Source organism: Nostoc sp. (genome assembly GCF_036917655.1).
Lineage (GTDB): Bacteria > Cyanobacteriota > Cyanobacteriia > Cyanobacteriales > Nostocaceae > Nostoc.
The window spans coordinates 1-24,486 of record NZ_JBALCY010000074.1 but is presented as its reverse complement, the minus strand read 5'-3'; the positions used below and the strand labels follow the sequence as shown (position 1 = coordinate 24,486).

Sequence of the window (24,486 nt, the reverse complement as noted above, 5' to 3'; positions counted from 1 at the left end):
GCGACAAGGCTACGCTTAGAGCGTCGGCAACCTTGGCAACGCTCTGGCTCCCATACATTTAAATTTCTTAACATAGTTTGAAATATTAGCGCCGACTTACTTAAATAGAAACTAATTGTCGCTGTGGCGACTGTTGCAGCCCGAGGATTTGGCGAGCTAGATCGGGTGTTGCGATTGGACGTCCTACTTTTTCGCAAAGACCTCTTAATTTAGCCACTAATTCTGCATTTGATTTCGCTTTTTGTCCCTTACTGACATAGGTTTCGTCTTCAAATCCTGTGCGAATATGCCCACCAAGTAAAGTGGCTTGCTCTGCTATAAAAGAGTTATATCGACTGCCAGTTCCCAATGCTGTCCAGTGAGAAGTTTCTGGCAATTGTTTAACCATGTACTCCAAATCTTCAGAGGTAGCTCCAATCCCTGAATAACTTCCTAGAATGAGCAGTAAATGAAGCGGCTCTCTTAAAATGCCTTTTTCCAGTAATCCTAAAGCTACTCGGCTGTCTCCTATATCGTAAATATCACATCTAGGAATAAGCCCTAAACTGTAAATACGCTCAATTTGATCTCTGACCTCAGATGGCGGGTTTAGGAGAACTGTTTGTTCGTCAATATTCCGTGTTGACAGGTTGAGCGCGCACATTTCAGGCTTGAGTTCTGGCTTATTGCCCCACATTGCAGCAGATATTTTTACCAGATTACCCCGTTCAAATTTTACAGGTCTTGGCATTAAGCTATCTGTTCCACGCGGGGTGATTTCGATAATGGGAGTAGGAACAATCTGTTTGATCTGAGAAATTGTTTCGCAATATCGCTCTGGCTCGAAACATTCTTCGCCATTATTGCCGCGAACGTGCAGGTGTATAATGGACGCTCCATTTCTAACTGCTTCTTCTGCAGATTTTGCTTGCTCCTCTGGCGTGAACGGAACAGGAGCTATTGCCCTAGTAGTACGATGTCCATTGATTGCACAGGTGATAATGACAGGTTGCTTAAACATCTAATTTCAAGACAGATTAAAAACATTAAAAAAAGCTCGTACTCACATTCCGCACTTGAATTTGTAACGTTTTAGATTATTGCACAGGGGGGATTTGTGACAAATTAAATAAAGTTTTTTAGGTTTTGTCAAGAGCGGTATAAAGGATCTCGAAAAACTGGGAAACTTAGTGATAGTGCAAGCTATACGTCTCAAGTGCGACAGTTGAAATTCAGCCCAGCTTTTCGCTGTGCTTGCAAATATCTAGCAATGATGAAAATGACTAAAGCCTTTAATTATGCTTTTGTCTTCTAGTTATGGGCGAATTTTTAAACCGTCTTTTACTTGTCCGTATATCTATTTAGATTAATGTTTAATTTATTAACTGGCTAGAGTCTATACGTGGATTTACACAATCAATAAATTCTCCATTTAGAGCGAATAAAAGCCAGAAGTTAGATTTGATATAAATTACAGGCGAAATGATCGGTCAATAATCGGATAAAACTTTGTAAACTAAATGGCCTGCTTAATAAGTGCAAACCCTTAAGATAATTGGATGAGATGGTGTAAGAGTGCCATTCGATCAAGTCAGATTGAATGCGATCAAATCAATGCTGTTTGCTCTACTGTAATATCAGCCTTGTAACATAGCGTGATTTCACTAAAGAATGCCACAACAAGCCAAAATAAAAAGCTCCAGGAAATGTTGGTTTCCGAAGATGCTCAAAAGAACTCTGATTGTGCTGTTAGTGCTAGGTTCGTTGTTGCTGGGGTTTGCTACCTACACTATACGTCAGTCCTTTCCGCAAGAGAAAGGGACAATTCAACTACTTGGACTAAAGGCTGAAGTTACTGTCCAGCATGACAAATGGGGAATTCCTCACATTTATGCTGCCAACTCCCACGATTTATTTATGGCGCAAGGTTATATCCACGCCCAAGATCGTTTTTGGCAAATGGATTTTTGGCGACACATCGGTTCTGGGCGACTCTCAGAAATGTTTGGTTCCTCTCAGGTTGAGACTGACAGATATCTGCGAACAATGGGTTGGGCAAGGGTGGCGCAGCAAGAAGTTCAGGAAATTAATGCAGAGATGAAGGCATACCTGGAAGCTTATGCAGATGGTGTCAATGCTTATCTGGCAGAGCATCAAGGCAGCGCTCTCAGTCTAGAATACGCTGTGCTAAAATTTCTCAATCCTGGGTATAAGCCAGAACCTTGGCAAATACTGCATTCCCTGACTTGGGGTAAGGTGATGGCTTACGATTTGGGTAGAAATTTCGAGAGCGAAATTGAACGTGCCATCCTGCTCAAAACTCTTACTCCCACCCAAGTAGAGGAACTTTTTCCACCATACCCTAAAGACTTGCCAGTGATTTTGCCTGAGTTGCAGCAAGGGAAAACAGGAGAGGATGAAAATTCCGACGATACGCCATTCACCGCCTTTGGTATCGAGGAGGTAATAGAGTCAATTACTAAGCCAATGATGGCTTTGGAACAAATAATCGGGCCCACGGGAATCGGTATTGGTTCCAATAACTGGGTAATATCCGGTGAGCGTACAGATACAGGTAAGCCAATTTTGGCAAATGACCCCCACTTAGGTGTGCAAATACCTTCTATTTGGTATGAGGTTGGTTTGCACTGTACATCTAAGAGTGCAGAATGTCCATACAACGTTACTGGCTTTTCTTTTGCGGGAATGATTGGGGTAATTATCGGTCATAGCGATCGCATTGCCTGGGGTGTTACCAATGTACAATCTGATGTGATGGATTTATACATCGAGAAAATCAATCCCAATAATCCCAATCAGTATGAGGTAAATGGCAAATGGGTTGATATGAAACTCGTGCAAGAGACGATTCAAGTTGTGGGAAGTCAGCCGATTGTACAAACGGTTCGCTATACCCGACACGGGCCGATTCTCTCTGATGTTTCGCCCAATCTGAAGGAGTTCCAACCAAGTCAGCCATTAGAAGTACCGCAAAACTACGCTGTAGCCCTGCGCTGGACAGCCCTAGAACCTTCCAAACTAGCGGATGCCATTCCCCAGATAAATCGCGCCCAAAACTGGCAGGAATTCCGCACTGCTGCTATTAATTATGATGTCCCGGCTCAAAATTTGGTCTACGCTGATGTTGATGGCAATATTGGCTACCAAATGCCTGGTAAATTCCCCATCCGAGCCAAGGGAAATGGGCGTTACCCCGTTCCTGGTTGGACGGATGAATATGAGTGGGAAGGCTATATTGACTTTGAGCAGTTACCCAAAAGTTTCAATCCATCTCAAGGCTATATTGCTACTGCCAATAATTTAGTTATGCGTAAATTTCCTTACTTAATTACCACAGACTGGGTTTATGGCTATCGGGCAAAGCGCATCGTTGAGATGATTTCACAACAAAGCGAACCGATTTCCCTGGAAGATGTGCAGCAGATACAGGGTGACGATCGCAATCTCAATGCCCAAACATTAGTACCGCTACTGCAATCTATCACTGTTGAGACTCCCCGCTTGCAAGCAGCCCAAAAACTTTTACGAGATTGGAATTTGCAGTTGGGAATGACATCGCCTGCTGCTGCCTTGTTTGAAGTATTCTGGAAACACTTGCTAGCAGATACGTTTCACGATCAATTGCCTGAAAAGTACTTTCCTGATGGAGGCGATCGCTGGTATGCTGTGGTAGCAAATCTGGTAAAACAGCCTAATAGTTCTTGGTGGGATAATCGCAACACCCCAAAAGTTGAGAACCGCGACCAAATTTTGCGGCAATCTTTTACAGAAGCCGTGGATGAACTAGAACGTATTCAAAGCAAAGACCCGAAAAACTGGAATTGGGGCAAACTACATACTGTTACTTTTCGCAATGCCACCTTGGGTAAATCTGGGGTTGCACCGATTGAAGCTTTATTTAATCGTGGTGCATTTACTACGGCTGGTAATGGCGAAACAGTGAATGCTAATCGATGGAGAGCAAACAAATCCTTTGAGGTGACTGATATTCCTTCACTGCGGATGATTGTAGATTTGGGAAATTTGGAGAACTCAGTAGCGATTCATACTCCTGGACAATCAGGCCATGCTTTTCATCAGCACTACAACGATATGGTTGACTCCTGGCGCAAGATTGAATATCACCAGATGCTTTGGGAACAGAAGACTGTTGCAAATAATACTGCTACGACATTGAAGTTAGTTCCAAAATTGCAAGAGTAGAGAGCAAGCTGACTATGCAATTTTAAATTTAGCTAATTAAGTGTAATTACATACACGCTTTCGGAAAAATGAAGTATAAAGTAACAGGGCAGAAAGAAAGTTAGAAACAGAAATAAAGATTCTTTTGAGAAAAACGTATTTTTGCTGACCATCCGTTTCCTCTGCCCAACTTGAGCGAAACATCATTGGAGATAATAGAACCTATGCAATGCGTGTTTAAACAAAGTTTTATGCTTTCAGCAACTACTGCGATCGCATTATTATTTGCAGGTTGTGGAGAAAGTAAAGTTGCCCAATGTAACAAAGTCATAAAGGTTGCCAATCAGACATCTACTCTCGGTCAGGAATTCGGTAAAAATCCCAATCCAGCAAAAGGTTCTAAAGCTTTAACTGAACTTGCTTCTAAAATAGACTCACTCGTCAAAGAGATGAAAGCACTAGAAATAAAGGATGAAAAGTTGCAAGGTTTTCAAGGACGCTTTCTCACACTCTATCAGGACATCAGCAAGGAGTTGAATAATGCAGCAACAGCTATAGATAAAAAGAATCTACCAGCAGCAAAGGGCTTTTTGGTATCTCTGAAAAAAAGTAGTACTGAAGAAAGTTCAATAGTCAACGAAATTAATAGCTACTGCTCTGGTAAATAATCAACTCTGCAACGAATTATTGTAACAAATATAGCGGTTAAAATAATTCGTAATTTGTAATTGAATTAGTTGGAGATTTATACCACAACTAATTCAAGATCACCAATTTTATAATTTAGTGGGGACTTAAACCCAACAATTATGAATTACAAATTAGTAATATCATGTCCGCATAATTAGTTACGATTCCCACAGTCATTGCACCCCACCCCGCCAAAGCTATGCTTTTTCTCCCCTCCCGAAGAGCGGGGAGGGGATTAAGGGGTGGGGTTCTTCGGGTTTAATAAGCAATCAAGCGGACATGATATAATTAGTTAAATAGTTGGTCGATAACCACCAAAAACAGCAAAGCTAAAATTTTTGTACCAGCAATCCACATTTTGAAACCCCGCCGCTTCTAACCAGCGAAGTTGAATATCAAGGGTTGCCATGCGATCGTATTCCATGCGTTTTTGTGCAGCTTTGAGATCCTCTTCTGAGATACCCTTAGCACGGATAGAATCTAACCAGTGTTGGCGATAAAGTTGTTCTAAATCAGGGGTTTTGCCGAGAACTTGATCGGCGTTGACAAATATCCCTCCAGGATTTAGGGCATCATAAATCCGTTGATAAAGAAGTTCTTTGTCAAAATCTGACAGATGATGAATCGATAAAGCAGAGATTATCAGGTCATAGGAACCAGCTAAATCAGTCTTAACGTAGTCACCAATTAAGATTTTGGGAGATTTACCCATCTTGCTAAATCTAAACTTAGCTTTCTCTAACATCTCAGGGGCTAAATCCAGCAGGGTGAACTCTGCATTGGGGAAGACGGATTGCACCATACCTGAGTAAAGTCCAGTACCAGCACCCAAATCTAGAACCTTCAGCAGTGCAGTGCCATTGCCTGGTATAATTTCAACGGCTGTTTTGTAAAAGTCATCAAAACAGGGAATTAGAATGCGACGTAAGTTATCGTAATCTCCTGCGGCAGAATTAAAAGCTTCTTGAATATTCATTTCTTAATTTTTAATATAGGTAAAACTTTCTGTTTTAACAACTCAATTAAAGCTGGTTCCATATACTCATATTCGTCTGGTATATCTAAACAGATAATTTTTTTATCTTTAAGAAAGGGCTGAAAATTTTTTGATAGCTTATTTTTATGGGATTTTTCCATCACAAAGATCATATCAGCCCATGCGATCGCCTCTGTTGATAATGGTACTTCAGCATAGCGATCTAAACCTGCGGAGTCTGTTTCAAGTCCTTCATATTCAGAAAATACAGCCTCGGCGGTGGGACTTCGTAGTTTATTCTGGCTACAGATAAATAAGAGCTTTTTCATTAGATGTATCCATTTTGCTCTCCTGTGCAGCATCCTAAACTTATTCTAATTGCGCTTAGGGTTAGCGTAGCTCTACAGTTTAACAGTTCAGATAAAGTATTTTACTTTGCGATCGCACCACAGACAATCCCAAAACTATGCCAAGTATAAGCGATCGCATCCTGTTCAGCTTGAGAAAGTTGCATTAGAGTGTGGTGTTAGACAAATAAAATTTTATTGCTGTATGTGTAATCCATGAACTATAACCGCCTTCAGAATCAAATTTTTAGACAATAAAAATCAGTTTGGGGTATAACAACTGTCCCAAACACTGCCTGTAAAATATCAAGACGATTGATAGCAGCAAAGTTAATCAAAGGCGTGGCGTTGCAAATAACTGTCACAACTACCAAGAACCTGTTTTAATTGATTCAATATCATCTGCTAAATCCATTTCAGTATAATGGCGAGTAATTTTTTGTTGCCCTAAAAGTTGCTGAAATTTCCATACAGATACATTAGCCAAGCGGCGTGCTTGACCAAAAGTAAAAATATTTTGGTCGTATAACTGCAAGGCAATTTCTTGACGAATAGCCTGTTCACCTTGACTTATGGAATCTGGAGATAATTGCAGGTTAATTGAACTCATAAATTGACTCCTACCTAAAAAACTGAGTACCTACTTTCAGCATAAAACATCCGATCGCTTACAATACACTCAGATAACTTGGCTCCGAATTCATCGGCAAAACCCGCAACTTACGATTTTTAAGGTCTGGATTCTAACCCTAAAACTTCCATTGGCGTTAAGCCCAAAAGGGCATAGGGTACTTCTGTGAGTTCCAGACAATCAAAGGTTCCTTGGCGTTCTCCAATACTAAGTTCAACATCTCGGAAAATTCGCCCCTGCTGCACTCCAGCCGCAGTCTCTACCTGGGCTTCTCCACCTTGGACTAAACCTAGTTGACTAATAATGCTAGCAGGTAAACACAGCAAAGTTGCGATCGTATCAACTAAAACATTATCCAGAATATAAGAGCGAACTTCCTCTGGAGAAATAAAGCCTCGTTGAGCCAAAACTTGATCAATTCGATTCGTGACAGTGAGGGTAACTATTACTTGCCCCATTTGCTTACCTTGAAGATTTGGCAGTACCAGCTTACCCATTTCAGCAAACTCCTAGTTAGGATTTAAAATTTATTCTAGTTGAGGTATAAAACGAAGAAATAGTTTTACGTAAAAAGACGTGTTAACCAATTGGTAAATCTTCTAGCGATATCTGTATTTGGGCGTAAAGCTTGCTTAGTAATCGCTTGCCCCATAGGGCGACCAGGTTCATCTTGCCAAGCAAGATATGTGTGAATAACTGCTTTACTAATATCTAATGGTTTGAAAGTTGTTAAGTTCTTTGCTTGTGCTTCTGCAATACATTCTCTTGCAAATGCTAAAGCTGTTGGTTCTGCTAGTTCGGCACAGAAATCTTCTAACTTACCAGAATTTTGATTATTTGGCATCAGCCAAAATCCAAGTTTAGGTTTATCTGGAAGACTCTCAACTATTGTTCCATAAATATCAGGGATATCTGGTAATTTATAGCTATAGTGACTTAATTTACCTTTGATATTTGCCCATCTGTCTTCGATAGAAGTATCAGCATCAAGCATTACTCCTATCACTTGAGGATATTCAGGACGTACAATCAAAGCATTCAAACGTTTTAAAACTTTTGTATCTCCACCACACTCATATATTCCAAAAGTTTCAGGAACTTGGTGAGCAGCACACAAAGCCATTACGACATGGCAATCATCTATCCCTTCAACAAGTAATATTTTATCGGAATCTTTCTTACAGATATCACTCATATTATTCAGCGTATTTCTACGTCCGTTTCAAGAGAATCAGTAAGCGTCTCGCAAGTGTATTCTGTTACCTTAATGAGATTATCTTTAGCTTCAAATCTGAAGAAAGCACCAAGTGAAGGATACTTATTCCATGCGCTGTCAAAACCATTTACACAATCTCGACTATGTGTTGTTGCAAATACTTGAACATTCAATCTTTCTGATAAATTAAAAACTATATCCCAAACTTTAGGCTGTACTGTCCAATGCAATCCATTTTCAAATTCATCAATTAAAAAAATGCCATTTCGAGCATTTACGAGGGCTAAAATTATATGTAATAAACGAGTCATTCCATCACCCATACTTTTTAGAGGTAATGGCTCATCTATACCTTCAATTTTTACTAATGGAATACGATTATCGCCTCCCTGTCCACGATTATTACCTCCGCGTCCTTTACTAATATCCTCTACAAAAGCAATTCCAGATACTTTAGGTTCAATAAGTTTAAGAGCAGAAATAACCTCTGATTCCAAATTAGTTAAACTTGTCAAATCCCAAAGAGCGGCTAATTTCCGATTAGGCATATTTTCTGTCGAAACAAATTGCCATGTGTATTTAAATTCAGCATCTCTAGATGTGATCCTCGTATTTCTAAAATCACGATTTAATCCAAAAAGTCTCCGAACTCTTTCACTTTCTTCTGCTACGAGAACAACTTCAATATCTGATAAATCCTCATGAAACTGCTTATCAGTAATGCGGATTCTTTTTATAATCCCTTCATCATCAGATTTAATCTGATATGCAGCAACACTAATATAAATCTTTGCGTTTGAGGAAACTTCTCCCAGAATGATGCCTTCTTTTCCTATGTCGGGTAATTTATGACCAAAAAAGAGATGGCGTATGGGATTACCAAGAAAAGTTTGGGTATGTGGTTGTGCCTCACTAACCCAAGATTCTTGTCTCGAATCTACAAGCTCAAGGAGACTTATAGGTGAGGCGTTGCTGGCATAAAGTTCTACTGCTTCGAGAAATGTACTTTTACCAGCATTATTCCTGCCCACAATGAGGTTAACATTACCTAATCTTTTAACCTCAAGATGATCAAAAAGTCTGAAATTATGTATTTGGAAGGACTCTAGCATATAGGCTCGACCTCATCCTTTTTGATTAACTTACAAGATACTGCAATATACAGCATCCTCAATCAAGAACGCTGATTACTGGTGAACAAACTGGAAAAGAAATGCTTTTTCTTTGATAAAAGCAAGGGATTTGCTCTTTCAGTAACAATACTCAAATGATTCTTCTGCCAAACGAATGCACTACTAGCATAAAACAAAGACGCAAAAACGCCTCTGCGCCTCTGCGTCTCTGCATCAGATATGGGACTACCTACACCATCTCAGACGAAGGCTGCATCATCTGCTGCGGCTGCGGCTGGAACATGAACAACGAATACACCACATCTCGGCGAATGTTAACCATCATATCCAAGAAGAGTTCGTAACCCTCGCTCTTATACTCAATTAGCGGGTCTTTTTGCCCATAACCACGTAATCCCACCGATTCGCGCAAAGCATCCATTTGTTGCAAGTGTTCCCGCCACAATGTATCAATGCGTTGCAAGATAAAAAAGCGTTCAGCTTGGCGCATCAGTCCGGGTTGAACTTGGTCAATCTGCGCTTCTTTGAGGTCGTAAGCAATTCGCACCTGTTCGTGGAGGAAGGCTTTAATCTCACTAACAGACATATCCTCTAATTGATTTGGCTGCAAATCCGCTAGCAGATAGACGAATTCTTTGACTTTCTCAACCAACTTTTCTAACTCCCACTCTTCCGAGGGTAAGTCTACGTTGATATAGTAGTCAACGATGTCATCCATCGTTTTTTCAGCGTACTTGATTACCTGTTCTTTCAAATCTTGGCCTTCTAACACTCGGCGGCGTTCGGCATAAATAGCACGACGTTGATTATTCATCACCTCGTCATACTCAAACACCTGCTTACGAATGTCGTAGTAATAGGTTTCGACTTTTTTCTGAGCGCCTTCCAAACTGCGGGTAAGCATCCCAGATTCGATGGGCATATCTTCTTCCACTTGGAAAGCATTCATTAACCCAGCAACACGTTCGCCACCAAAAATCCGCAGTAGATTATCCTCTAAACTTAGGAAGAATCTTGTGGTTCCAGGGTCGCCTTGTCTTCCTGCACGTCCGCGCAGCTGGTTGTCAATCCGCCGCGATTCATGGCGTTCTGTACCAATTACGTGCAAACCGCCGATTTCCACTACCTCATTATGTTCGCGGGTAGTAAATTGTTCGTATTCCTGCTTAACGCGATTGTAAGCTTCCCGCAATTTCAGAATCACGCGATCGTCAATGGGAGCTTTTTCTGCGGCGATCGCTACCTTGTCTTCTGCTTCCAGTTCCGGTAAACTGCGATCGCCATACTCACGCACCGCAATTTCTACTGCTTCTTTGATTAGTTTTTCTGTTTCTTTTGTCAACTGGGTGGGGAAAATTTCTGGCGAAGCCCGCCAAGTTTTGACTTTTTTGCCGGGGGCAAAACCTTGACCACTGCCGTGTCCTGTTGGTAATCCGGCTGGTCTTTGAACGCTAAAGCTGTCTTCATCTTCTGGCATGACAATCCGGGGCATGAAGTATTCCCGCAGCTTCAGACGCGCCATATATTCGGAGTTACCACCGAGAATGATGTCTGTACCTCTACCAGCCATGTTAGTAGCAATGGTAACAGCACCTTTGCGTCCGGCTTGGGCAACGATTTCCGCTTCACGCTCCACGTTTTCCGGTCGGGCGTTGAGTAGTTCGTGGGGAATCTCCAGTTGCTTCAGCAGTCGGCTGAGAAGTTCGGATTTTTCTACACTAGTGGTTCCCACTAATACAGGTCTGCCTAGTTCGTGCATTTCGGCACATTCTTTAGCGATCGCCCCCCACTTGCCCGGTTCTGTCTTAAAGACCATATCAGACAAGTCTTCGCGTCTTCTGGCTTGATTGGTGGGAATTACCGCGACTTCCAGTTTGTAAATTTTTTCAAATTCTGGTTCTTCTGTTTTTGCCGTTCCGGTCATTCCACCGAGTTTTGGATACAGCAAAAACATATTTTGATAAGTAATTGTCGCTAGAGTTTGAGTTTCTGGCTGAATTTCTTCGTGTTCTTTGGCTTCAATAGCCTGGTGTAGTCCATCACTCCAACGCCGTCCGGGTAGCACCCGACCGGTAAATTCATCCACAATTACCACTTCTCCATTGCGGACTATGTAATTTACGTCCTTGAGAAAAAGTTCTTTGGCTTTAATCGCATTGAAAACAAAGTGCGCCCAAGGATCATCTGGGTCAAATAAATCTGTGACTCCCAAAAGATTTTCGGCTTCAGCAAAGCCTTCATCTGTCAATAGCACGTTACGAGCTTTTTCATCCACATCGTAATGCTCGTCTTTCTTGAGTGTGAATGCAATTTCAGCCGCTTGCAGATACTTTTCTGTAGGTCTTTCCACCTGCCCAGAAATAATCAGTGGTGTCCGCGCTTCATCAACTAAAATCGAGTCTACCTCGTCAATTACACAATAATTGAACGGGCGTTGCACCACATCTGCCATTGATGTCGCCATGTTATCCCGCAGGTAGTCAAACCCGATCTCACTGTTAGTGACATAGGTAATATCGCAGTCGTAATTTTTCTGGCGTTCGCTGGGAGTCATGCTTGCCTGGATTAACCCCACACTCAGCCCCAAGAATCGATGCACCTGTCCCATCCATTCCGCATCCCGACGAGCCAGGTAATCGTTCACGGTGATGACGTGTACACCTTTACCAGTGAGGGCATTCAAATAACTCGGCAAGGTGGCGACCAATGTTTTACCCTCGCCGGTTTTCATTTCGGCAATTTGCCCTATATGCAAAATGATCCCGCCAAGGAGTTGGACATCAAAGTGCCGCAAGCCTAAGACGCGTCGTCCTGCTTCCCGGACAACGGCGTAAGCTTCTGGCAATAGGTCATCCAAAGGTTCGCCTTTGGCAAGCCGTTGTTTAAATTCGGCGGTTTTACCTTTTAGCTCCTCATCGGAAAGAACTTTAATTTCTTCCTCTAAAAGGTTAATTTCAGTAACAGAAGGTTGGTATTTTTTAAGCTTACGAGCGTTGGGGTCGCCCAACAAAAGTTTTAGCATGGCAGATTATAGAACTGAATCAAGGGGGATGGGGATTAAAGGTTCGGCATCGATTATAAACATTTAACCCAACCCAACCGTCTCGGTCGTGGATGGGTGTGAAATGAGAATTACCTCAAAAACAGGAGAAAAACTACGTAATCAGTTTACTAAATGATTGGTTTTAACTCTTATCTTATATTTACTCTTTCTTCATAGTATCATTTTGCCCCCAGATGAGGCCAGAGAAGGAGTGGAGAATAGAGTGAGGAGTTATGAGTTAGGAGTTATAAGTTATGAATTTTTCAACTCCTCACTCCTAACTCCTCACTTCCATTCTGCTGTCAGGCGGCGGAAATTGTAATCATTAGCACTGGGATGACAGCTGACACAGCTGCCAATCTGGACGGGACGTGGTAACTTAACTCCTGGATGCAAAGCTTTGAAATAACGCGAGTCGTTGACGCGATAAGGTGTTTCTTCGTCGTCTAACTGGACACGGGAGAAAGTTGAAAGATATTTCCACACTAAGATGCGCGGCGGATCGACTAAAGGCTTTAGTTGTGCGCCGTAGTGCTGCGAGTCTTGCAGGAGATTTTTCCAAGTTTGAGTGGGTAAAACGGCTGGTGGTAAGCCGATGTGGCATGTGGAGCAGTTTTCTAAATACAGTTCTTGCCCCAGTTGATACTGTGCAGGCACTACGTCAACAGTGCCAATTTCAGCGGTAGGAGTAGCACTTTGGGCGTTAGTTGCCAAGGCTAGAAGCCAGCCCATAGCTAGGCTCCACGTTACAATTACCAGAAGTAAACCGAAAAATTGGCGTTTGAATTGGCGTTCCGCGCTTTGCTGTAGCGCTTGGCGTTGGCGTAGCCCGCCGTCGGCATCGCTATAAGGCGATCGCTTTTCGCCATCGCGGGTTTTGCGCTTAACAAAAATTGACATTCCTCACATTCCCAGATATTTAGAAGTGGCGCTTGTGCTAATCATAGGACTTACGCAGTCTTGGCAGTGTTTCAGATTTTGTGTAAGTATTTTTAGTAATGTGGCGAGTCTATTGGCAAGCGCTCTGTGTCTACGCATATCTCCATGAATAACAGTGGCGTACCACTGACTGTGCAAGGAAAAATCTCTTGGTAGTTTTAACCTGACTGGCTAAAAAAATCAGCGACGATATTTAAGATTTCATTTGCACCAATATCTTCTCGGTCAGACTTGGAATAAATCGTTAGTAGCAAAATACTTGTAGGTGACTCAAGTTGATAAATCAATCGGTATCCAGCCCTCTTACCTTTTTGGATACTACTGTTGCGAACTCTCACCTTGTAAATAATATAATCCTCACCAATGCCCCAACGCGATCGCCGACAATATTTCCTTGTTGTAATTGCTCCCAGATTTCCCTGAGGATCAATCCTGCCGGTAACTTCGATCGCTTTCATCTGTTGTTTATCTCATTTTGTCGGATATCCTAACATCTGAAATCCAAGCAGGATAGGGAAATTTAATTTTATCCCTTACTTAGTATAGGGTTGCAAAAGCTTAAGTGTTTTCAAACTCCAAATTAGACTTAATTGTAGGTTGGGTTGAGGGACGAAACCCAACATCTACTTTGGTTTGTTGGGTTGCCCTTCGCTCATTTCTTAACTCACATCTCAACAGAAATAAATTGACAGTATTCTTTATAACCAATACTTTGGTATAAACCGCGAAATCCAACCGTCATAAAATTAACAGAATGCAATATCGTCGAGCCACAATAGAAGGTGGCACTTATTTTTTTACACTTATAACACATAAAAGACAAAGACTATTATGCTTACCGACTAACGTATCTTTATTGAGAAATACTTTTCGGTATATAATGCGACAACACCCATTTATAATTGATGCCTTTGTTTTATTACCGGATCATCTGCACTGTATTTGGACATTACCACAGGGCGATTACAATTTTTCTACCCGTTGGCGTTTGATCAAAAGCTATTTTAGTCGCAAATGTAATACTCTACCACAGGAAAATCTATCTACCTCTAGGCAAAATAAAAAAGAGCAGGCTATTTGGCAACGTCGTTTTTGGGAACACTTGATTAGAGACGAGGTAGATTTGAAAAATCACCTTGAATATATTCACTACAATCCTGTCAAACATGGTTTAGTGAAAGCTCCAAAAGATTGGGAATATTCCAGCTTTCATCGTTCTGTTCGTCAGGGGACGTATGATATTACGTGGGGTGCTGGGCAAGAAATTGTATTTGACTCTGATATCGGTAAAGAGTAGGTATCGCCTAAATTGTAGCTGAAATTGTAGGTTGGGTTAAACGAAGTGAAACCCAACATCAGCATTGGATATTGTGATGCGTAATGTTGGGTTTCGTTTGTTAGATGTTGCGGTTGAAATGTTGGGTTTCGTTCCTCAACCCAACCTACGAATTACTACGAATTACTTTGTAAAATGATTGAGTCGAACAACTGTTCGGTTTTGCAACCTACCAAGCTATCCGACTTGGTTTTATATTCGGAGGTTGTCGCCTTCCTCGCTGGTTCAGGTCTGGACTCCCTGGTGTACGCTCGATAAATTCCCACTTATCAACTCTGACTTTGCGGAGGACTCACGCCACAGCCACCGCCACCACGCGAAAACCCACAATTTTGACACGACCCGTGCGCGCGTTCCTATCGCGATTCGCAGAACGGCAATACCTAGCAAAGTAGAACCAACTACCGCCACGCAGCAGCCTCATGTCATTATCTTTACCAGTTAACCACGCACTACCATCTTTTGGCGCACTCTGGTAAGTGTCATTATATACATCTTGACACCATTCCCATACATTACCATGCATATCGTATAAACCGAAAGAGTTAGGCGGAAATTTTCCTACATCTGTTGTTTGTTGACGATATTCGCCCTTTGGTGCAGAGCCGTAAGGATAGTTACCGTTGTAGTTAACTAAATCTGTGGTAATCGTTTCACCAAAATAAAATGGGGTCTTCGTTCCAGCCCGACAAGCATATTCCCATTCGGCTTCGCTAGGTAATCTATATTTACGTCCTGTCTTCTGGCTTAGTTTTTTACAAAATTCTACCGCCTCATCCCAAGTTACTTGTTCTACAGGTCGCTTATCACCTTTAAAATTGGAAGGATTATTGTTATTACCTATAATTTTTTGAAAAATATTACTATTACTACCCATAATTGCTTGATACTGCGCCTGGGTGACTTGAGATTTACCCATGAAAAACCCAGGAACTGTTACCTGATGCTGTGGACTTTCATCTTGATATCTCTCTGCTTCTCCTTCCGGTGAACCCATCATAAAGGTTCCCCCTGGTATCTGCACCATTTCCAGGGTGATACCATTTCCTAAGTTTTCAATAAAGTCTTTTGGTTTCTGTTTTATTTCTGGTGTACTTGATTGTCGCTGTTGTGGCGCTGACGGTTTGAGTGCTTCTAACGCTTCCACTGCTGAAGGGTATCTATCTCGAAAGTGATAATTCACCATCTTATTTAACACCAGAGCCAGTTTCTCAGTGACATTTGCCCGATTGCGCCAAATCACTTCACCGTCAGTAGGGTCTTTTGGTAGTTCGTGTGGTTGTAACCCTGTTAAAGCTTGAATCCCTAACATCCCGACCGCATAAACATCGCTGCTTAACTTTGGTTGTCCGGCTGCTTGTTCACTTGGCATATAACCACCAGTACCAACCATAACGCTGACACTAGTTTGACCTTGGGGATTCACCCTCATGGTGTTTACTTCTTTGACTGCACCAAAGTCAATTAGCACTATTTTATCGTCTTGCCGACGACGCATTAAATTCTGGGGCTTGATGTCGCGGTGAATGATATTTTTTTTGTGGACTACTGCTAATATTTCTAAGATTTCTTTTAATAGTTTGGTGACTGCTATTTCTGTTAACTTTTGACCGGGAATGATTTCATGGCTTAAGTCTTTGCCATCTACAAATTCTTGGACTAAATAAAATTCGCCTTGTTCTTCAAAGTAGGCAAATAGTTGCGGTATCTGGTCGCTATCATTACCTAAGCGGTATAAAACTTGGGCTTCGCTATTAAATAATCTTCTAACGATTTGTAATACTGCGGGGTCGGAGTTGGGTTTGAGGTGTTTGACTACACACTGGGGTTGGTTGGGTAAGTCTAGGTCTACAGCTAAATAAGTGTCGCCAAAACCGCCACTTCCGAGGATTTTGATGATTTTATAATGGTTACGGAGGACTGTACCAGTCGTAGGCATAGTTTTTGACTTGGTAGTGGGGGATTTGGTTTATTGTGCCAAATTTCTTGATGTTAGACCAAGATAATTGTTTTCACGCAGAGACGCAAAGGCTTAAAGAGAAAGAGGAGGAGAAACATCTCTCGCTTTGGCTCTTGCCTTTTGAAGGTCAGCTTTATTGCTGCTTTCCCAATACTGCTCGGTTAAGCCTCTAAAAAATCACGTTGGGTGTAGGTGTAGGTTGGGTTGAGGAAGGAAACCCAACATTTTCCGGGCTTTGTTGGGTTTCACTCCGTTCAACCCAACCTACAAATTTTCTTTATGTGAAATACCAAAAACATAACCCCTCTCCGCCACCGGAAAGGGGTTAATGACTGCCGAAACTCTGCACTATCTTGTACAGACGCGATTCATCGCGTCTCGATTCAGCAATCTCTAATAAGCGTCTTGCAACTCGTAGAAATCAGGCGAGATATAATCCTTCCGTAAAGGCCAACCTACCCAATCTTCCGGCATCAAAATCCGCTTGAGATTTGGGTGTCCTTGGTAGACAATGCCCAACATATCGTAAGACTCGCGCTCTTGCCAATCTGCCGTCTTCCAAATCCAGTACACAGAAGGGACTACAGGGTTTTCCCGTGGTAAGAACACCTTCACCCGTACTTCTTCAGGGCGATCGCTATTATCACCCACTTTAATCAAGTGATACACACTCACCAATTCCTGTCCTGGCCCAAGGTCAACACCACCTTGAAACTGGAGATAATTAAACCCGTAGGCATAAAGGGCTGTAGCAGTGGGAAGCAAGAAATCTGGCTCCACCTTAATTATCTCTACACCATTCTTGTCTGGTGCTAAAAACTCATGGTCAAAGCCATTTTCCGTCAACCACTGGGAAACTTTACCGGCTTGTACCAATGACTCTTCTTTGGCTGCTACTGGTTTAGATTCTTCTTCAGCCACGGGTTTAGATTCTTCTTCAGCCACGGGTTTGTTCCTCCTTTTGCGCCTTTGCTGTCAGCAGTGCAGGTGGTATTGGCATACCGATCGCTTCCGTCAATTCCTTCGGTGGTACAGAGCGAGTTTCTGACTGCAAATACTTACCAGTTAAGATTTCTTCTACTGGCTTCAAATTATGAGTCGTGCTGTAGTAGCGGTGAGTTTGCTTAATTTTATACCGCTCTTGCATCGATTCATTGGCGATTTTCTTCCGCAGCTTAATGATTGCGTCGATAATTGCTTCTGGACGGGGAGGACAACCAGGCAAGTAGACATCCACAGGAATCAGTTTATCAACTCCGCGCACTGCTGTGGGGGAATCAACGCTGAACATCCCGCCAGTAATTGTGCAAGCTCCCATCGCAATTACATACTTCGGCTCTGGCATTTGTTCATAAAGACGTACCAGTTGGGGGGCCATCTTCATGGTGATAGTCCCTGCCGTAATAATTAAATCGGCTTGGCGGGGGCTAGAACGGGGAATTAGTCCAAAACGGTCAAAGTCAAATCGTGAACCAATTAAAGCTGCAAACTCAATAAAGCAGCAAGCAGTACCAAACAGCAACGGCCACAGACTAGAAAGCCGCGCCCAGTCGTAGAGATCATCAACCGTCGTCAAAATGACGTTTTCTGAAAGGTCTTGAGTGATTGTAGTCCGCTCAATGGGGTTGATGATTCGCTCTTTATCCTGAGTTGTTAAGTTAGAATTCAAGACCATTCCAAAGCTCCTTTACGCCATGCGTAAACTAAAGCGACTACAAGAATTGCAATAAAGACTAGCGCTTCAATAAATGCCAATAGCCCCAAACGGTGGAAAGCTACCGCCCAAGGATACAAGAATACAGTCTCCACATCAAAGACGACGAAGACCAGAGCAAACATGTAGTAGCGGATGTTGAACTGAATCCAGGCTCCCCCAATGGGTTCCATGCCAGATTCATAGGTGGTGTGCCGTTCTGGGCTGTAACCACTGGGTCGTAGGAGCTTGGATGCTGAGAGCGCTAAGGCAGGTACTAGGCTACAGATGATGAAGAAGCCTAGAAGGTACTCGTAACCGCTGAGGACAAACACAATGAGTATCTACCGCTTATGGAGTATTTTAAGTAGTGACCTAAGATTGGTACTGAGACTAGAGATTAAGGACTCAGGAGTGGGAGGACAAAGAAGTTTTCTTTCCCATGCCCCATGCCCCATGCCCCATGCCCAATCCCCAATGCCCAATCCCTTGAATTACGTTACTTTCTTTTACATTATATCTGTTTGGTTTTTCTGAAATCTGGGAAACAGACGCATAACAGCTTATTTAATTCGCTTTTGATAGTGATAGAAAAGTCTAACAATTATGTCATAATTTTTAACGTATATTTAAGATTTCTCCTCTGCGAGGACTTAGCGATGAGCGAACCAGCTGTTGAGACTCCGGTGTTAGACCGCTACGAGTGTCGCGCCTGCGGTTATGTTTACGAACCCGAAAAGGGAGACGACAAGTATGATATTCCTTCAGGGACACTCTTTGCAGAACTGCCCATACATTGGCGCTGTCCAGTTTGTGCTGCTAAAAAAACCGCTTTTGCCAACATTGGCCCTGCGGGTACTGCATCCGGCTTCAAAGAAAATCTCGGTTACGGTTTTGGTGTCAACAACCTAACGCCAACTCAAAAGAATATCCTAATTTTTGGCGCTTTGGCTCTTGGCTTCTTGTTTTTTATCAGTCTCTACGGCTTACAATGACAGCCGTTAAGCAATTCAAAATTCACGCATTCAAAATGAAAAACCCAGGATTGTCCAGCATCCTGACTGCCGACTCCATGCAAATTCAATGTGGAACAGTTTATCTCGGTAGCAGGGAGTTTTGCGTATAATTAAAATCACATAAATGCGCCGTGTTACCAGTTCCGTAGAGCGGCTATAGCCCTCAATACCATATTGGGTTAATATTTTTTGGAATTTTTGGAACGCTTTTTAATAAGGACTTTTAATCCAAAATCCAAAATCGTTCGACTGAGCGCTCACGCAGAAGTCTAAAATCCAAAATTGGTATAAGGTAAACCTTTTTAGAGAACACCTACACAAATTTAGAAACAACTTAAGAAATACTAATGCATTCAATTGTGAAAAGTTGGCAACGAATAGCTGCCTTGTTAATAGTAGTCATCATGTGCATAGGTTGTAGCAAAATCCCCTCTGTTAGCTACAATCCCTGGAAAATCATTTCTGTGCCAACAGACTCGAATCTATTGGATATTGCTTTTACTGATAATCCTGAGCATGGCTATTTAGTAGGTAGCAATGCCACCCTATTGGAAACTAATGACAGTGGTAATACCTGGAAACCAATAACATTGCAACTGGATGAGCAAAAGTATCGCTTTGACTCAGTAAGTTTTGTTGGTAAAGAAGGCTGGATTGCCGGAGAGCCTGGACTGTTGCTGCACACTACTGATGAAGGTGATTCTTGGTCGCGTATCCCCCTGAGCGAAAAGCTACCAGGTAGCCCGATCGCAATTAAGGCACTGGCAGACAAGACAGCTGAAATGGCTACTGATGTCGGAGCCATATATAAGACCACAGATGGCGGCAAAAACTGGAAAGCCCAGGTGGAATCAGCAGTAGGTGTAGTGCGTAATTTGGAACGTTCTGCTGATGGCAAATATGTTGCCGTTTCCGCTAAGGGTAGTTTCTACTCAACTTGGGAACCAGGGCAAGATGCTTGGGTACCCCATAACCGCAATAGTTCTCGGCGGGTAGAAAATATGGGCTTTGCTGACAATGGGCAATTGTGGTTGCTAGCCAGGGGAGGTCAAATTCAGTTTAGTGACCCCACAAAACCTGAAGAGTGGCAAAAGGCACAAAATCCAGAGTTATCCACCAGTTGGGGTTTACTGGATTTGGCATACCGCACACCCAATGAAATTTGGATAGGTGGCGGTAGCGGTAATTTACTACGGAGTGCCGACGGTGGCAAAACCTGGGAAAAAGACCGTGCGGTGGAAGAAGTTGCTGCTAATCTGTACAAAATTGTTTTCTTAGAGCCAAACCGGGGATTTATAATTGGCGATCGCGGCGTTTTGCTCAAATATCTACCAAACCCTGAAACAACTTCCCCAGCAGAGGCTGCTTAGGCAGTGGGGAGTGGGGAGTGGGGAGTGGGGAGTGGGGAGTTAGGAGTTTGGAGTTTGGAGTTTGGAGTTTGGAGTTTGGAGTAGAGACGCGATTAATCGCGTCTGTTAGGAGTTAGGAGTCAAGTGATTAATGCCCCATGCCCAATGCCCAATGCCCAATGCCCCATGCCCAATACCTAATTTCTGAGAAGAACGTTGCAACTTGTAACTCTTTCTTAACTTTGTAGGATAATAAACTCTATAACACTCTATGTATAAGGTAGGGATCTAAATGTCAGGTACCACTGGAGAACGTCCGTTTTCGGATATCATTACTAGCGTTCGTTACTGGGTAATTCACAGCATCACCATCCCGGCATTGTTTATTGCGGGTTGGCTATTTGTGCAAACTGGGCTGGCTTATGATGCTTTTGGCACACCTCGTCCCAACGAGTATTTCACACCAACGCGGCAAGAAGTGCCAATTGTGAAGAACCGTTTTGAAGCTAAAAAACAAGTTGAACAATTTATTGGAAAGTAGTTTGAAATCATGACTAGCGGCAATAACATCAATCAACCAGTTACTTATCCAATTTTTACCGTTAGATGGCTGGCGGTTCACACTTTAGGTGTACCAACTGTATTCTTTTTAGGCGCGATCGCCGCAATGCAATTTATTCACCGTTAGGAGCAATTATGGTCGAAAGATCGCCCAATCCCAATAATCAGCCGGTTGAACTAAACCGGACTTCCCTATACCTGGGACTACTACTAGTTTTCGTTCTGGGGATTCTGTTTTCCAGTTACTTCTTTAACTAACTGGAACCACTGTTGTTAATCTTTGTTTATTGAACGTGTGTTGATTTGTTGTTAAGGGAGGAGAGAAGCTGTGTCTGGAAGTGGGAGAATTCCCCTGTGGGTCGTCGCTACGATCGCAGGATTAGGTATAATTACAGTTTTGGGCATTTTCTTTTATGGTGCCTACGCCGGACTCGGTTCTTCGATTTAACATTAGTTAGTTTGAACCGAACACTATAAGTTAGAATTTTCTAGCATTTGTTGAGAAATCAACGTTAAAAAAACCGCCTGTCTCTATGAGATAGGCGGTATTAATTTTGGTCAATAGTCTAGAAACGTATCCGACAGAATTGATAACTTTCGCTTGTCCGAAACTTGACTAATGAATGCCACTTGCTTCTCCTGTCGGAGACGCTGCGCGAACAACTCTTGGAACCACTGCAACGCAGCGGCTCCTAATGACTAATGACTACATCAGCTGATATCGTCGCTTTCAATGTATAAAAATAGAAACGCGAACGTCACAGCTGGCAAAACCCAACCAATGATGGGAACTAAGATAGAAGGCAAAAAGGAAGCTGCCATAGTAAAGGTTCCTGTTAAATAACACTACAATTCAAAATGAGCTTACTGCAAATTCTGCCAGATTTTTGAAATTCTTTCATATTTTTAACACAGCCCATATTGGGAGATGGGAAAGATGAGGGAGAAAATTTTACCTTGTTCCCCTCATCCCTTAGTTACATACCCAGGAGTTCATCTAGCTGCAAGATTGGCAAGTCTGGAGGAATCACAGTTCGCACTATTGTGACTTTGTGACTCTCTTGTAGGGTTGTTAGATCAAGTGCGATCGCTTCCAAGCGAATTTCCAAACAGCCTAAGGGAATATTTAATTGCGTCATCACTTCCAACCCTCCCAATGCATTAGGTAGTAAATTTGTCAATAAATGGGGCCCATCTAGTAACCAGCGAGTTTGATAATCTTCAACCCATAACTTGACAACCACTTGGGGAGGTACTTCAGGCAGTACTACGCGCACTATGATAAACTTGCCAGCGATTAGTTCGCCGTCTGGCACATGCAGTTGTGGAATTGGCAAAGGCTCAATGGCTGCGGCAATTCTGGGTAGAAAAGGGGATAAACCTAACGGTGGTTGCTTCTCTTCTTCAAAAGGGTAATTCTTGGTTGCATCGGCTTCCAGGTCACTATATGTATCATCTACAACGATTTCTTGCGCCAACCAAGCTGACGCTATATTTATTTTTATCGGAGGAGGAGGCGTTAGCTGTGTTACCAGAGCCATTGAGAGTGTTGGTTCGGATACTTTTTCTACTACCGGATCTTCCACTGTCTCTAGATCAGTTTCCTTTGCTGTGTCTACATCTTCCTCAAAGTTCCCAAGATCAAAAACCGACTCTTGAGCTTCTTCCCATATCCCTGTATCACCATCCAGGCTTAAGGGCAAGTTGACATCAACATTGGGAGTTTCAGCACTAAGAAAAAGCTGGGTCTGCTGGGTTGGAACATAGTTATCGTAGTCTTGAGGTTGCAGATCATTAATGGATTCAGGCAAAGAGTATCCTTGGCTCTCCATCCACTTCCTGAGCAGGGGAGATGAGTAAAGGTTGCCTGTTGTAATGAATTGTGCATTTGCCTGGGCTTCTACCTCAGCAACAGATTCCTCCTGGAATTGTGCATTTGGCTGGGCTTCTACTTCAGCAACAGATTCCTCCTGGAATTGTGCATTTGGCTGGGCTTCTAGTTCAGCAACAGATTCTTCCTGGAATTGTACATTTGGCTGGGCTTCTACTTCAGGTGTATTTTCATCTTCAGCTACAATTGCCTCCAACTGCGAGAAGTCTTCAGCCGCTTGAACTTCCAATGCATCTGGGGGGACATTATTTTTTACTTCTTCTTCTGCATCACCTGGCAAAGCTTGTAACCGTCTCAAATATGGAAAAGTAGTGTCAAGTATTGGCATTCGACGTTGCTTGATGACCAACTGCTCTAAGTTGATGGCAGCTATAGTAGCATCCTTTTCTAGAAGCTCCTGCTGTGTAGGGGGTTCTGCAACAACATTTGTAGGAATTTTGGTATCGGTTTGAACAGGAGGCAGTTTCGGCAATTGAGGCGAAGTGGCTGAATTCTTGAGCTTAGATGTCCGCAGGGTGGCTTCTCGCAGAAGTTGCAGATTAATTTGCGGTGGTAGGGGTGTATTTGGGGATGGATTGAGGATCAGAGACTGGTCTGTTTTTGGAATATTGACCAGATTGAATAGTTTCAAATCGATCCTCACAGCGGACTCTGGTTCTGTGAAAGCAGCAGATGAGTCCGATGGTGCTATGGGGTCATTCAAGGATGTACTAGGTTTTGCTGCGGCTGTGATTGCCAGTAATTCTGTTACATCTGCTGTAATGGTGAAGGACTGGCTGGCTAACCGGATGACTTCACCAACATCGGCGAATGTACCATACAAACTGATATCTGCCAGAATTAACTTGGATTCAAAGTCAGCAGGAATATCGATTGAGGTATTGATGGTGAAAGGCAACTCCTGGTCTGGTAAGGGTTGCCGTACTTCGGTTAAGATTTTCGAGTTCTTAGGCGATCGCAGTTCAATTCCTAGTTCAAGCGCCCGCAGGCTTTTTGGAGATAATGTTTCAGCCTGATCTAGATTTGTCTTTTCTTTAAGTTCAATGTGTCCATTGATTGTAAGAGCTTGTCCCCAACGAGCAATGTAAGTATCCTGACTTAAAGTTAGCAGTAATGGTGGCGGTGGTTGTGTTGCTGGAAAATCTGTAACCTTTTGATCTTTTGGCAGGGGTTCAGAAGCGGGTAAAGCTAAATCTATTAAATTTTGTAAAATCTGCTCTGCCGTTTCACCTTTGAGCCATACAGGACTTACAGGCTCATCAATAACTACATCTTCTTCTGGTTCATCTGGCACAACAGTGGTAGCAGGGTTGCTATATGTTGTAATTGCCAGTTCTGTAGAAACAGCGATCGCTTCATCTAACGTAATTGCGGGTTCTGCTGGGGTAATAGATTCCAAGTTCCATTCATCTGGCAGAACAGTGGTAGCGGGGTTGCTGTATGTAGTAATTGCCAGTTCTGTAGAAACAGCGATCGCTTCATCTAACGTAATTGCGGGTTCTGCTGGGGTAATAGATTCCAAG

The 24,486-nt window shown here is 42.6% G+C and carries 25 protein-coding genes; 9 read left to right on the top strand and 16 right to left on the bottom strand.

Translation table 11 applies throughout. The features are described from left to right. Positions 1-100: 100 nt before the first annotated feature. Complete coding sequence (locus V7K30_RS27150) at positions 101-1,000, bottom strand: 3-keto-5-aminohexanoate cleavage protein (protein ID WP_335004651.1); 900 nt, start codon at positions 998-1,000, stop codon at positions 101-103. A 650-nt stretch (positions 1,001-1,650) separates the two neighbouring features. Here V7K30_RS27150 and V7K30_RS27145 point away from each other — a divergent pair. Together V7K30_RS27145 and V7K30_RS27140 are read left to right on the top strand one after the other, a co-directional pair. Further along, positions 1,651-4,203 (top strand): penicillin acylase family protein, encoded by a 2,553-nt coding sequence (locus V7K30_RS27145; RefSeq protein ID WP_335004649.1) that lies wholly within the window; start codon positions 1,651-1,653, stop codon positions 4,201-4,203. A 203-nt stretch (positions 4,204-4,406) separates the two neighbouring features. Then, a complete protein-coding gene (locus V7K30_RS27140; protein ID WP_335004647.1) occupies positions 4,407-4,850 on the top strand; it encodes a hypothetical protein in 444 nt (147 codons plus the stop codon). A gap of 314 nt (positions 4,851-5,164) precedes the next feature. On the opposite strand, the gene V7K30_RS27135 is transcribed toward V7K30_RS27140, so the two are convergent. From V7K30_RS27135 to V7K30_RS27095, 9 genes are all read right to left on the bottom strand, one after another. Further along, the gene (locus V7K30_RS27135) at positions 5,165-5,848 is read right to left on the bottom strand and encodes a class I SAM-dependent methyltransferase (protein ID WP_335004646.1); all 684 of its coding nucleotides are present in this window, start codon (positions 5,846-5,848) and stop codon (positions 5,165-5,167) included. Continuing rightward, a complete protein-coding gene (locus V7K30_RS27130; RefSeq protein WP_335004644.1) occupies positions 5,845-6,177 on the bottom strand; it encodes a low molecular weight protein tyrosine phosphatase family protein in 333 nt (110 codons plus the stop codon). The genes V7K30_RS27135 and V7K30_RS27130 overlap by 4 nt, the downstream gene beginning before the upstream one ends. A 385-nt stretch (positions 6,178-6,562) precedes the next feature. After that, a complete protein-coding gene (locus tag V7K30_RS27125) occupies positions 6,563-6,805 on the bottom strand; it encodes a UPF0175 family protein (RefSeq protein ID WP_335004642.1) in 243 nt (80 codons plus the stop codon). Positions 6,806-6,924: 119 nt separating this feature from the next. Next, positions 6,925-7,323 carry an aspartyl protease gene (locus V7K30_RS27120; protein ID WP_335004640.1) on the bottom strand — a complete coding sequence of 133 codons (399 nt, stop codon included), beginning with the start codon at positions 7,321-7,323 and terminating at the stop codon, positions 6,925-6,927. 65 nt (positions 7,324-7,388) lie between these two features. Continuing rightward, the gene (locus V7K30_RS27115; protein WP_335004639.1) at positions 7,389-8,021 is read right to left on the bottom strand and encodes a DUF3226 domain-containing protein; all 633 of its coding nucleotides are present in this window, start codon (positions 8,019-8,021) and stop codon (positions 7,389-7,391) included. 5 nt (positions 8,022-8,026) lie between these two features. After that, positions 8,027-9,154: an AAA family ATPase gene (locus tag V7K30_RS27110; protein ID WP_335004637.1), complete on the bottom strand. Its 1,128-nt coding sequence runs from the start codon at positions 9,152-9,154 to the stop codon at positions 8,027-8,029. 250 nt (positions 9,155-9,404) lie between these two features. Next, the gene (gene secA, locus V7K30_RS27105; RefSeq protein WP_335004636.1) at positions 9,405-12,197 is read right to left on the bottom strand and encodes a preprotein translocase subunit SecA; all 2,793 of its coding nucleotides are present in this window, start codon (positions 12,195-12,197) and stop codon (positions 9,405-9,407) included. A gap of 306 nt (positions 12,198-12,503) precedes the next feature. Further along, a complete protein-coding gene (locus tag V7K30_RS27100) occupies positions 12,504-13,118 on the bottom strand; it encodes a cytochrome C (RefSeq protein ID WP_335004634.1) in 615 nt (204 codons plus the stop codon). Between the two features lie 197 nt (positions 13,119-13,315). After that, positions 13,316-13,615, bottom strand: a complete 300-nt coding sequence (locus tag V7K30_RS27095; RefSeq protein ID WP_335004632.1) for a hypothetical protein — start codon at positions 13,613-13,615, stop codon at positions 13,316-13,318. Positions 13,616-13,911: 296 nt separating this feature from the next. Between V7K30_RS27095 and V7K30_RS27090 the strand changes: the two genes are divergently transcribed. Next, a complete protein-coding gene (locus V7K30_RS27090) occupies positions 13,912-14,454 on the top strand; it encodes an REP-associated tyrosine transposase (RefSeq protein WP_335004630.1) in 543 nt (180 codons plus the stop codon). Positions 14,455-14,785: 331 nt separating this feature from the next. Here V7K30_RS27090 and V7K30_RS27085 read toward each other — a convergent pair whose 3' ends face one another. From V7K30_RS27085 to ndhC, 4 genes are all read right to left on the bottom strand, one after another. Continuing rightward, positions 14,786-16,432 (bottom strand): bifunctional serine/threonine-protein kinase/formylglycine-generating enzyme family protein, encoded by a 1,647-nt coding sequence (locus V7K30_RS27085; RefSeq protein WP_335004628.1) that lies wholly within the window; start codon positions 16,430-16,432, stop codon positions 14,786-14,788. A gap of 414 nt (positions 16,433-16,846) precedes the next feature. Beyond that, on the bottom strand, positions 16,847-17,374 hold the full coding sequence (locus tag V7K30_RS27080) for an NAD(P)H-quinone oxidoreductase subunit J (protein ID WP_335005232.1): 528 nt from the start codon (positions 17,372-17,374) through the stop codon (positions 16,847-16,849). A gap of 16 nt (positions 17,375-17,390) precedes the next feature. Next, on the bottom strand, positions 17,391-18,128 hold the full coding sequence (gene ndhK, locus V7K30_RS27075) for a photosynthetic/respiratory NAD(P)H-quinone oxidoreductase subunit K (protein WP_335004626.1): 738 nt from the start codon (positions 18,126-18,128) through the stop codon (positions 17,391-17,393). Next, the gene (gene ndhC, locus V7K30_RS27070) at positions 18,119-18,481 is read right to left on the bottom strand and encodes a photosynthetic/respiratory NAD(P)H-quinone oxidoreductase subunit C (protein ID WP_196526961.1); all 363 of its coding nucleotides are present in this window, start codon (positions 18,479-18,481) and stop codon (positions 18,119-18,121) included. The genes ndhK and ndhC overlap by 10 nt, the downstream gene beginning before the upstream one ends. Before the next feature lie 324 nt (positions 18,482-18,805). Between ndhC and V7K30_RS27065 the strand changes: the two genes are divergently transcribed. The 6 genes from V7K30_RS27065 (at position 18,806) to V7K30_RS27040 (ending at position 21,520) form a co-directional block, all read left to right on the top strand. Then, a complete protein-coding gene (locus tag V7K30_RS27065; protein ID WP_335004624.1) occupies positions 18,806-19,141 on the top strand; it encodes a rubredoxin in 336 nt (111 codons plus the stop codon). 368 nt (positions 19,142-19,509) lie between these two features. Then, the gene (locus V7K30_RS27060) at positions 19,510-20,532 is read left to right on the top strand and encodes a photosynthesis system II assembly factor Ycf48 (RefSeq protein ID WP_335004622.1); all 1,023 of its coding nucleotides are present in this window, start codon (positions 19,510-19,512) and stop codon (positions 20,530-20,532) included. A 271-nt stretch (positions 20,533-20,803) separates the two neighbouring features. Further along, positions 20,804-21,052: a cytochrome b559 subunit alpha gene (psbE, locus tag V7K30_RS27055; protein WP_273762113.1), complete on the top strand. Its 249-nt coding sequence runs from the start codon at positions 20,804-20,806 to the stop codon at positions 21,050-21,052. Positions 21,053-21,061: 9 nt separating this feature from the next. After that, entirely contained in the window at positions 21,062-21,199 is a 138-nt protein-coding gene (gene psbF, locus V7K30_RS27050) for a cytochrome b559 subunit beta (RefSeq protein WP_012411801.1), read from the top strand. A gap of 8 nt (positions 21,200-21,207) precedes the next feature. Beyond that, positions 21,208-21,330, top strand: coding sequence for a photosystem II reaction center protein L (locus V7K30_RS27045; protein ID WP_012411802.1), 123 nt, complete (start codon positions 21,208-21,210; stop codon positions 21,328-21,330). A 70-nt stretch (positions 21,331-21,400) separates the two neighbouring features. Then, the gene (locus V7K30_RS27040; protein ID WP_012411803.1) at positions 21,401-21,520 is read left to right on the top strand and encodes a photosystem II reaction center protein J; all 120 of its coding nucleotides are present in this window, start codon (positions 21,401-21,403) and stop codon (positions 21,518-21,520) included. 263 nt (positions 21,521-21,783) lie between these two features. On the opposite strand, the gene V7K30_RS27035 is transcribed toward V7K30_RS27040, so the two are convergent. Together V7K30_RS27035 and V7K30_RS27030 are read right to left on the bottom strand one after the other, a co-directional pair. After that, the gene (locus tag V7K30_RS27035; protein WP_334813141.1) at positions 21,784-21,894 is read right to left on the bottom strand and encodes a photosystem I reaction center subunit VIII; all 111 of its coding nucleotides are present in this window, start codon (positions 21,892-21,894) and stop codon (positions 21,784-21,786) included. Positions 21,895-22,049: 155 nt separating this feature from the next. Next, positions 22,050-24,485, bottom strand: a complete 2,436-nt coding sequence (locus V7K30_RS27030; protein WP_442941112.1) for a hypothetical protein — start codon at positions 24,483-24,485, stop codon at positions 22,050-22,052. Between the last annotated feature and the right edge of the window lies 1 nt (position 24,486).

Excerpts from the sequence above, each read along its gene's own strand:
- V7K30_RS27065 (WP_335004624.1), top strand. The coding sequence starts at position 18,806 with ATGAGCGAACCAGCTGTTGAGACTCCGGTGTTAGACCGCTACGAGTGT.
- V7K30_RS27140 (WP_335004647.1), top strand. The coding sequence starts at position 4,407 with ATGCAATGCGTGTTTAAACAAAGTTTTATGCTTTCAGCAACTACTGCG.
- ndhK (WP_335004626.1), bottom strand. The coding sequence starts at position 18,128 with ATGGTCTTGAATTCTAACTTAACAACTCAGGATAAAGAGCGAATCATC.
- V7K30_RS27125 (WP_335004642.1), bottom strand. The coding sequence starts at position 6,805 with ATGAGTTCAATTAACCTGCAATTATCTCCAGATTCCATAAGTCAAGGT.
- V7K30_RS27120 (WP_335004640.1), bottom strand. The coding sequence starts at position 7,323 with ATGGGTAAGCTGGTACTGCCAAATCTTCAAGGTAAGCAAATGGGGCAA.
- psbE (WP_273762113.1), top strand. The coding sequence starts at position 20,804 with ATGTCAGGTACCACTGGAGAACGTCCGTTTTCGGATATCATTACTAGC.
- secA (WP_335004636.1), bottom strand. The coding sequence starts at position 12,197 with ATGCTAAAACTTTTGTTGGGCGACCCCAACGCTCGTAAGCTTAAAAAA.
- V7K30_RS27110 (WP_335004637.1), bottom strand. The coding sequence starts at position 9,154 with ATGCTAGAGTCCTTCCAAATACATAATTTCAGACTTTTTGATCATCTT.
- V7K30_RS27130 (WP_335004644.1), bottom strand. The coding sequence starts at position 6,177 with ATGAAAAAGCTCTTATTTATCTGTAGCCAGAATAAACTACGAAGTCCC.
- V7K30_RS27060 (WP_335004622.1), top strand. The coding sequence starts at position 19,510 with ATGCATTCAATTGTGAAAAGTTGGCAACGAATAGCTGCCTTGTTAATA.
- V7K30_RS27035 (WP_334813141.1), bottom strand. The coding sequence starts at position 21,894 with ATGGCAGCTTCCTTTTTGCCTTCTATCTTAGTTCCCATCATTGGTTGG.
- V7K30_RS27090 (WP_335004630.1), top strand. The coding sequence starts at position 13,912 with ATGCAATATCGTCGAGCCACAATAGAAGGTGGCACTTATTTTTTTACA.
- psbF (WP_012411801.1), top strand. The coding sequence starts at position 21,062 with ATGACTAGCGGCAATAACATCAATCAACCAGTTACTTATCCAATTTTT.
- V7K30_RS27100 (WP_335004634.1), bottom strand. The coding sequence starts at position 13,118 with ATGTCAATTTTTGTTAAGCGCAAAACCCGCGATGGCGAAAAGCGATCG.
- V7K30_RS27085 (WP_335004628.1), bottom strand. The coding sequence starts at position 16,432 with ATGCCTACGACTGGTACAGTCCTCCGTAACCATTATAAAATCATCAAA.
- V7K30_RS27095 (WP_335004632.1), bottom strand. The coding sequence starts at position 13,615 with ATGAAAGCGATCGAAGTTACCGGCAGGATTGATCCTCAGGGAAATCTG.
- V7K30_RS27045 (WP_012411802.1), top strand. The coding sequence starts at position 21,208 with ATGGTCGAAAGATCGCCCAATCCCAATAATCAGCCGGTTGAACTAAAC.
- V7K30_RS27135 (WP_335004646.1), bottom strand. The coding sequence starts at position 5,848 with ATGAATATTCAAGAAGCTTTTAATTCTGCCGCAGGAGATTACGATAAC.
- V7K30_RS27145 (WP_335004649.1), top strand. The coding sequence starts at position 1,651 with ATGCCACAACAAGCCAAAATAAAAAGCTCCAGGAAATGTTGGTTTCCG.
- V7K30_RS27150 (WP_335004651.1), bottom strand. The coding sequence starts at position 1,000 with ATGTTTAAGCAACCTGTCATTATCACCTGTGCAATCAATGGACATCGT.
- V7K30_RS27115 (WP_335004639.1), bottom strand. The coding sequence starts at position 8,021 with ATGAGTGATATCTGTAAGAAAGATTCCGATAAAATATTACTTGTTGAA.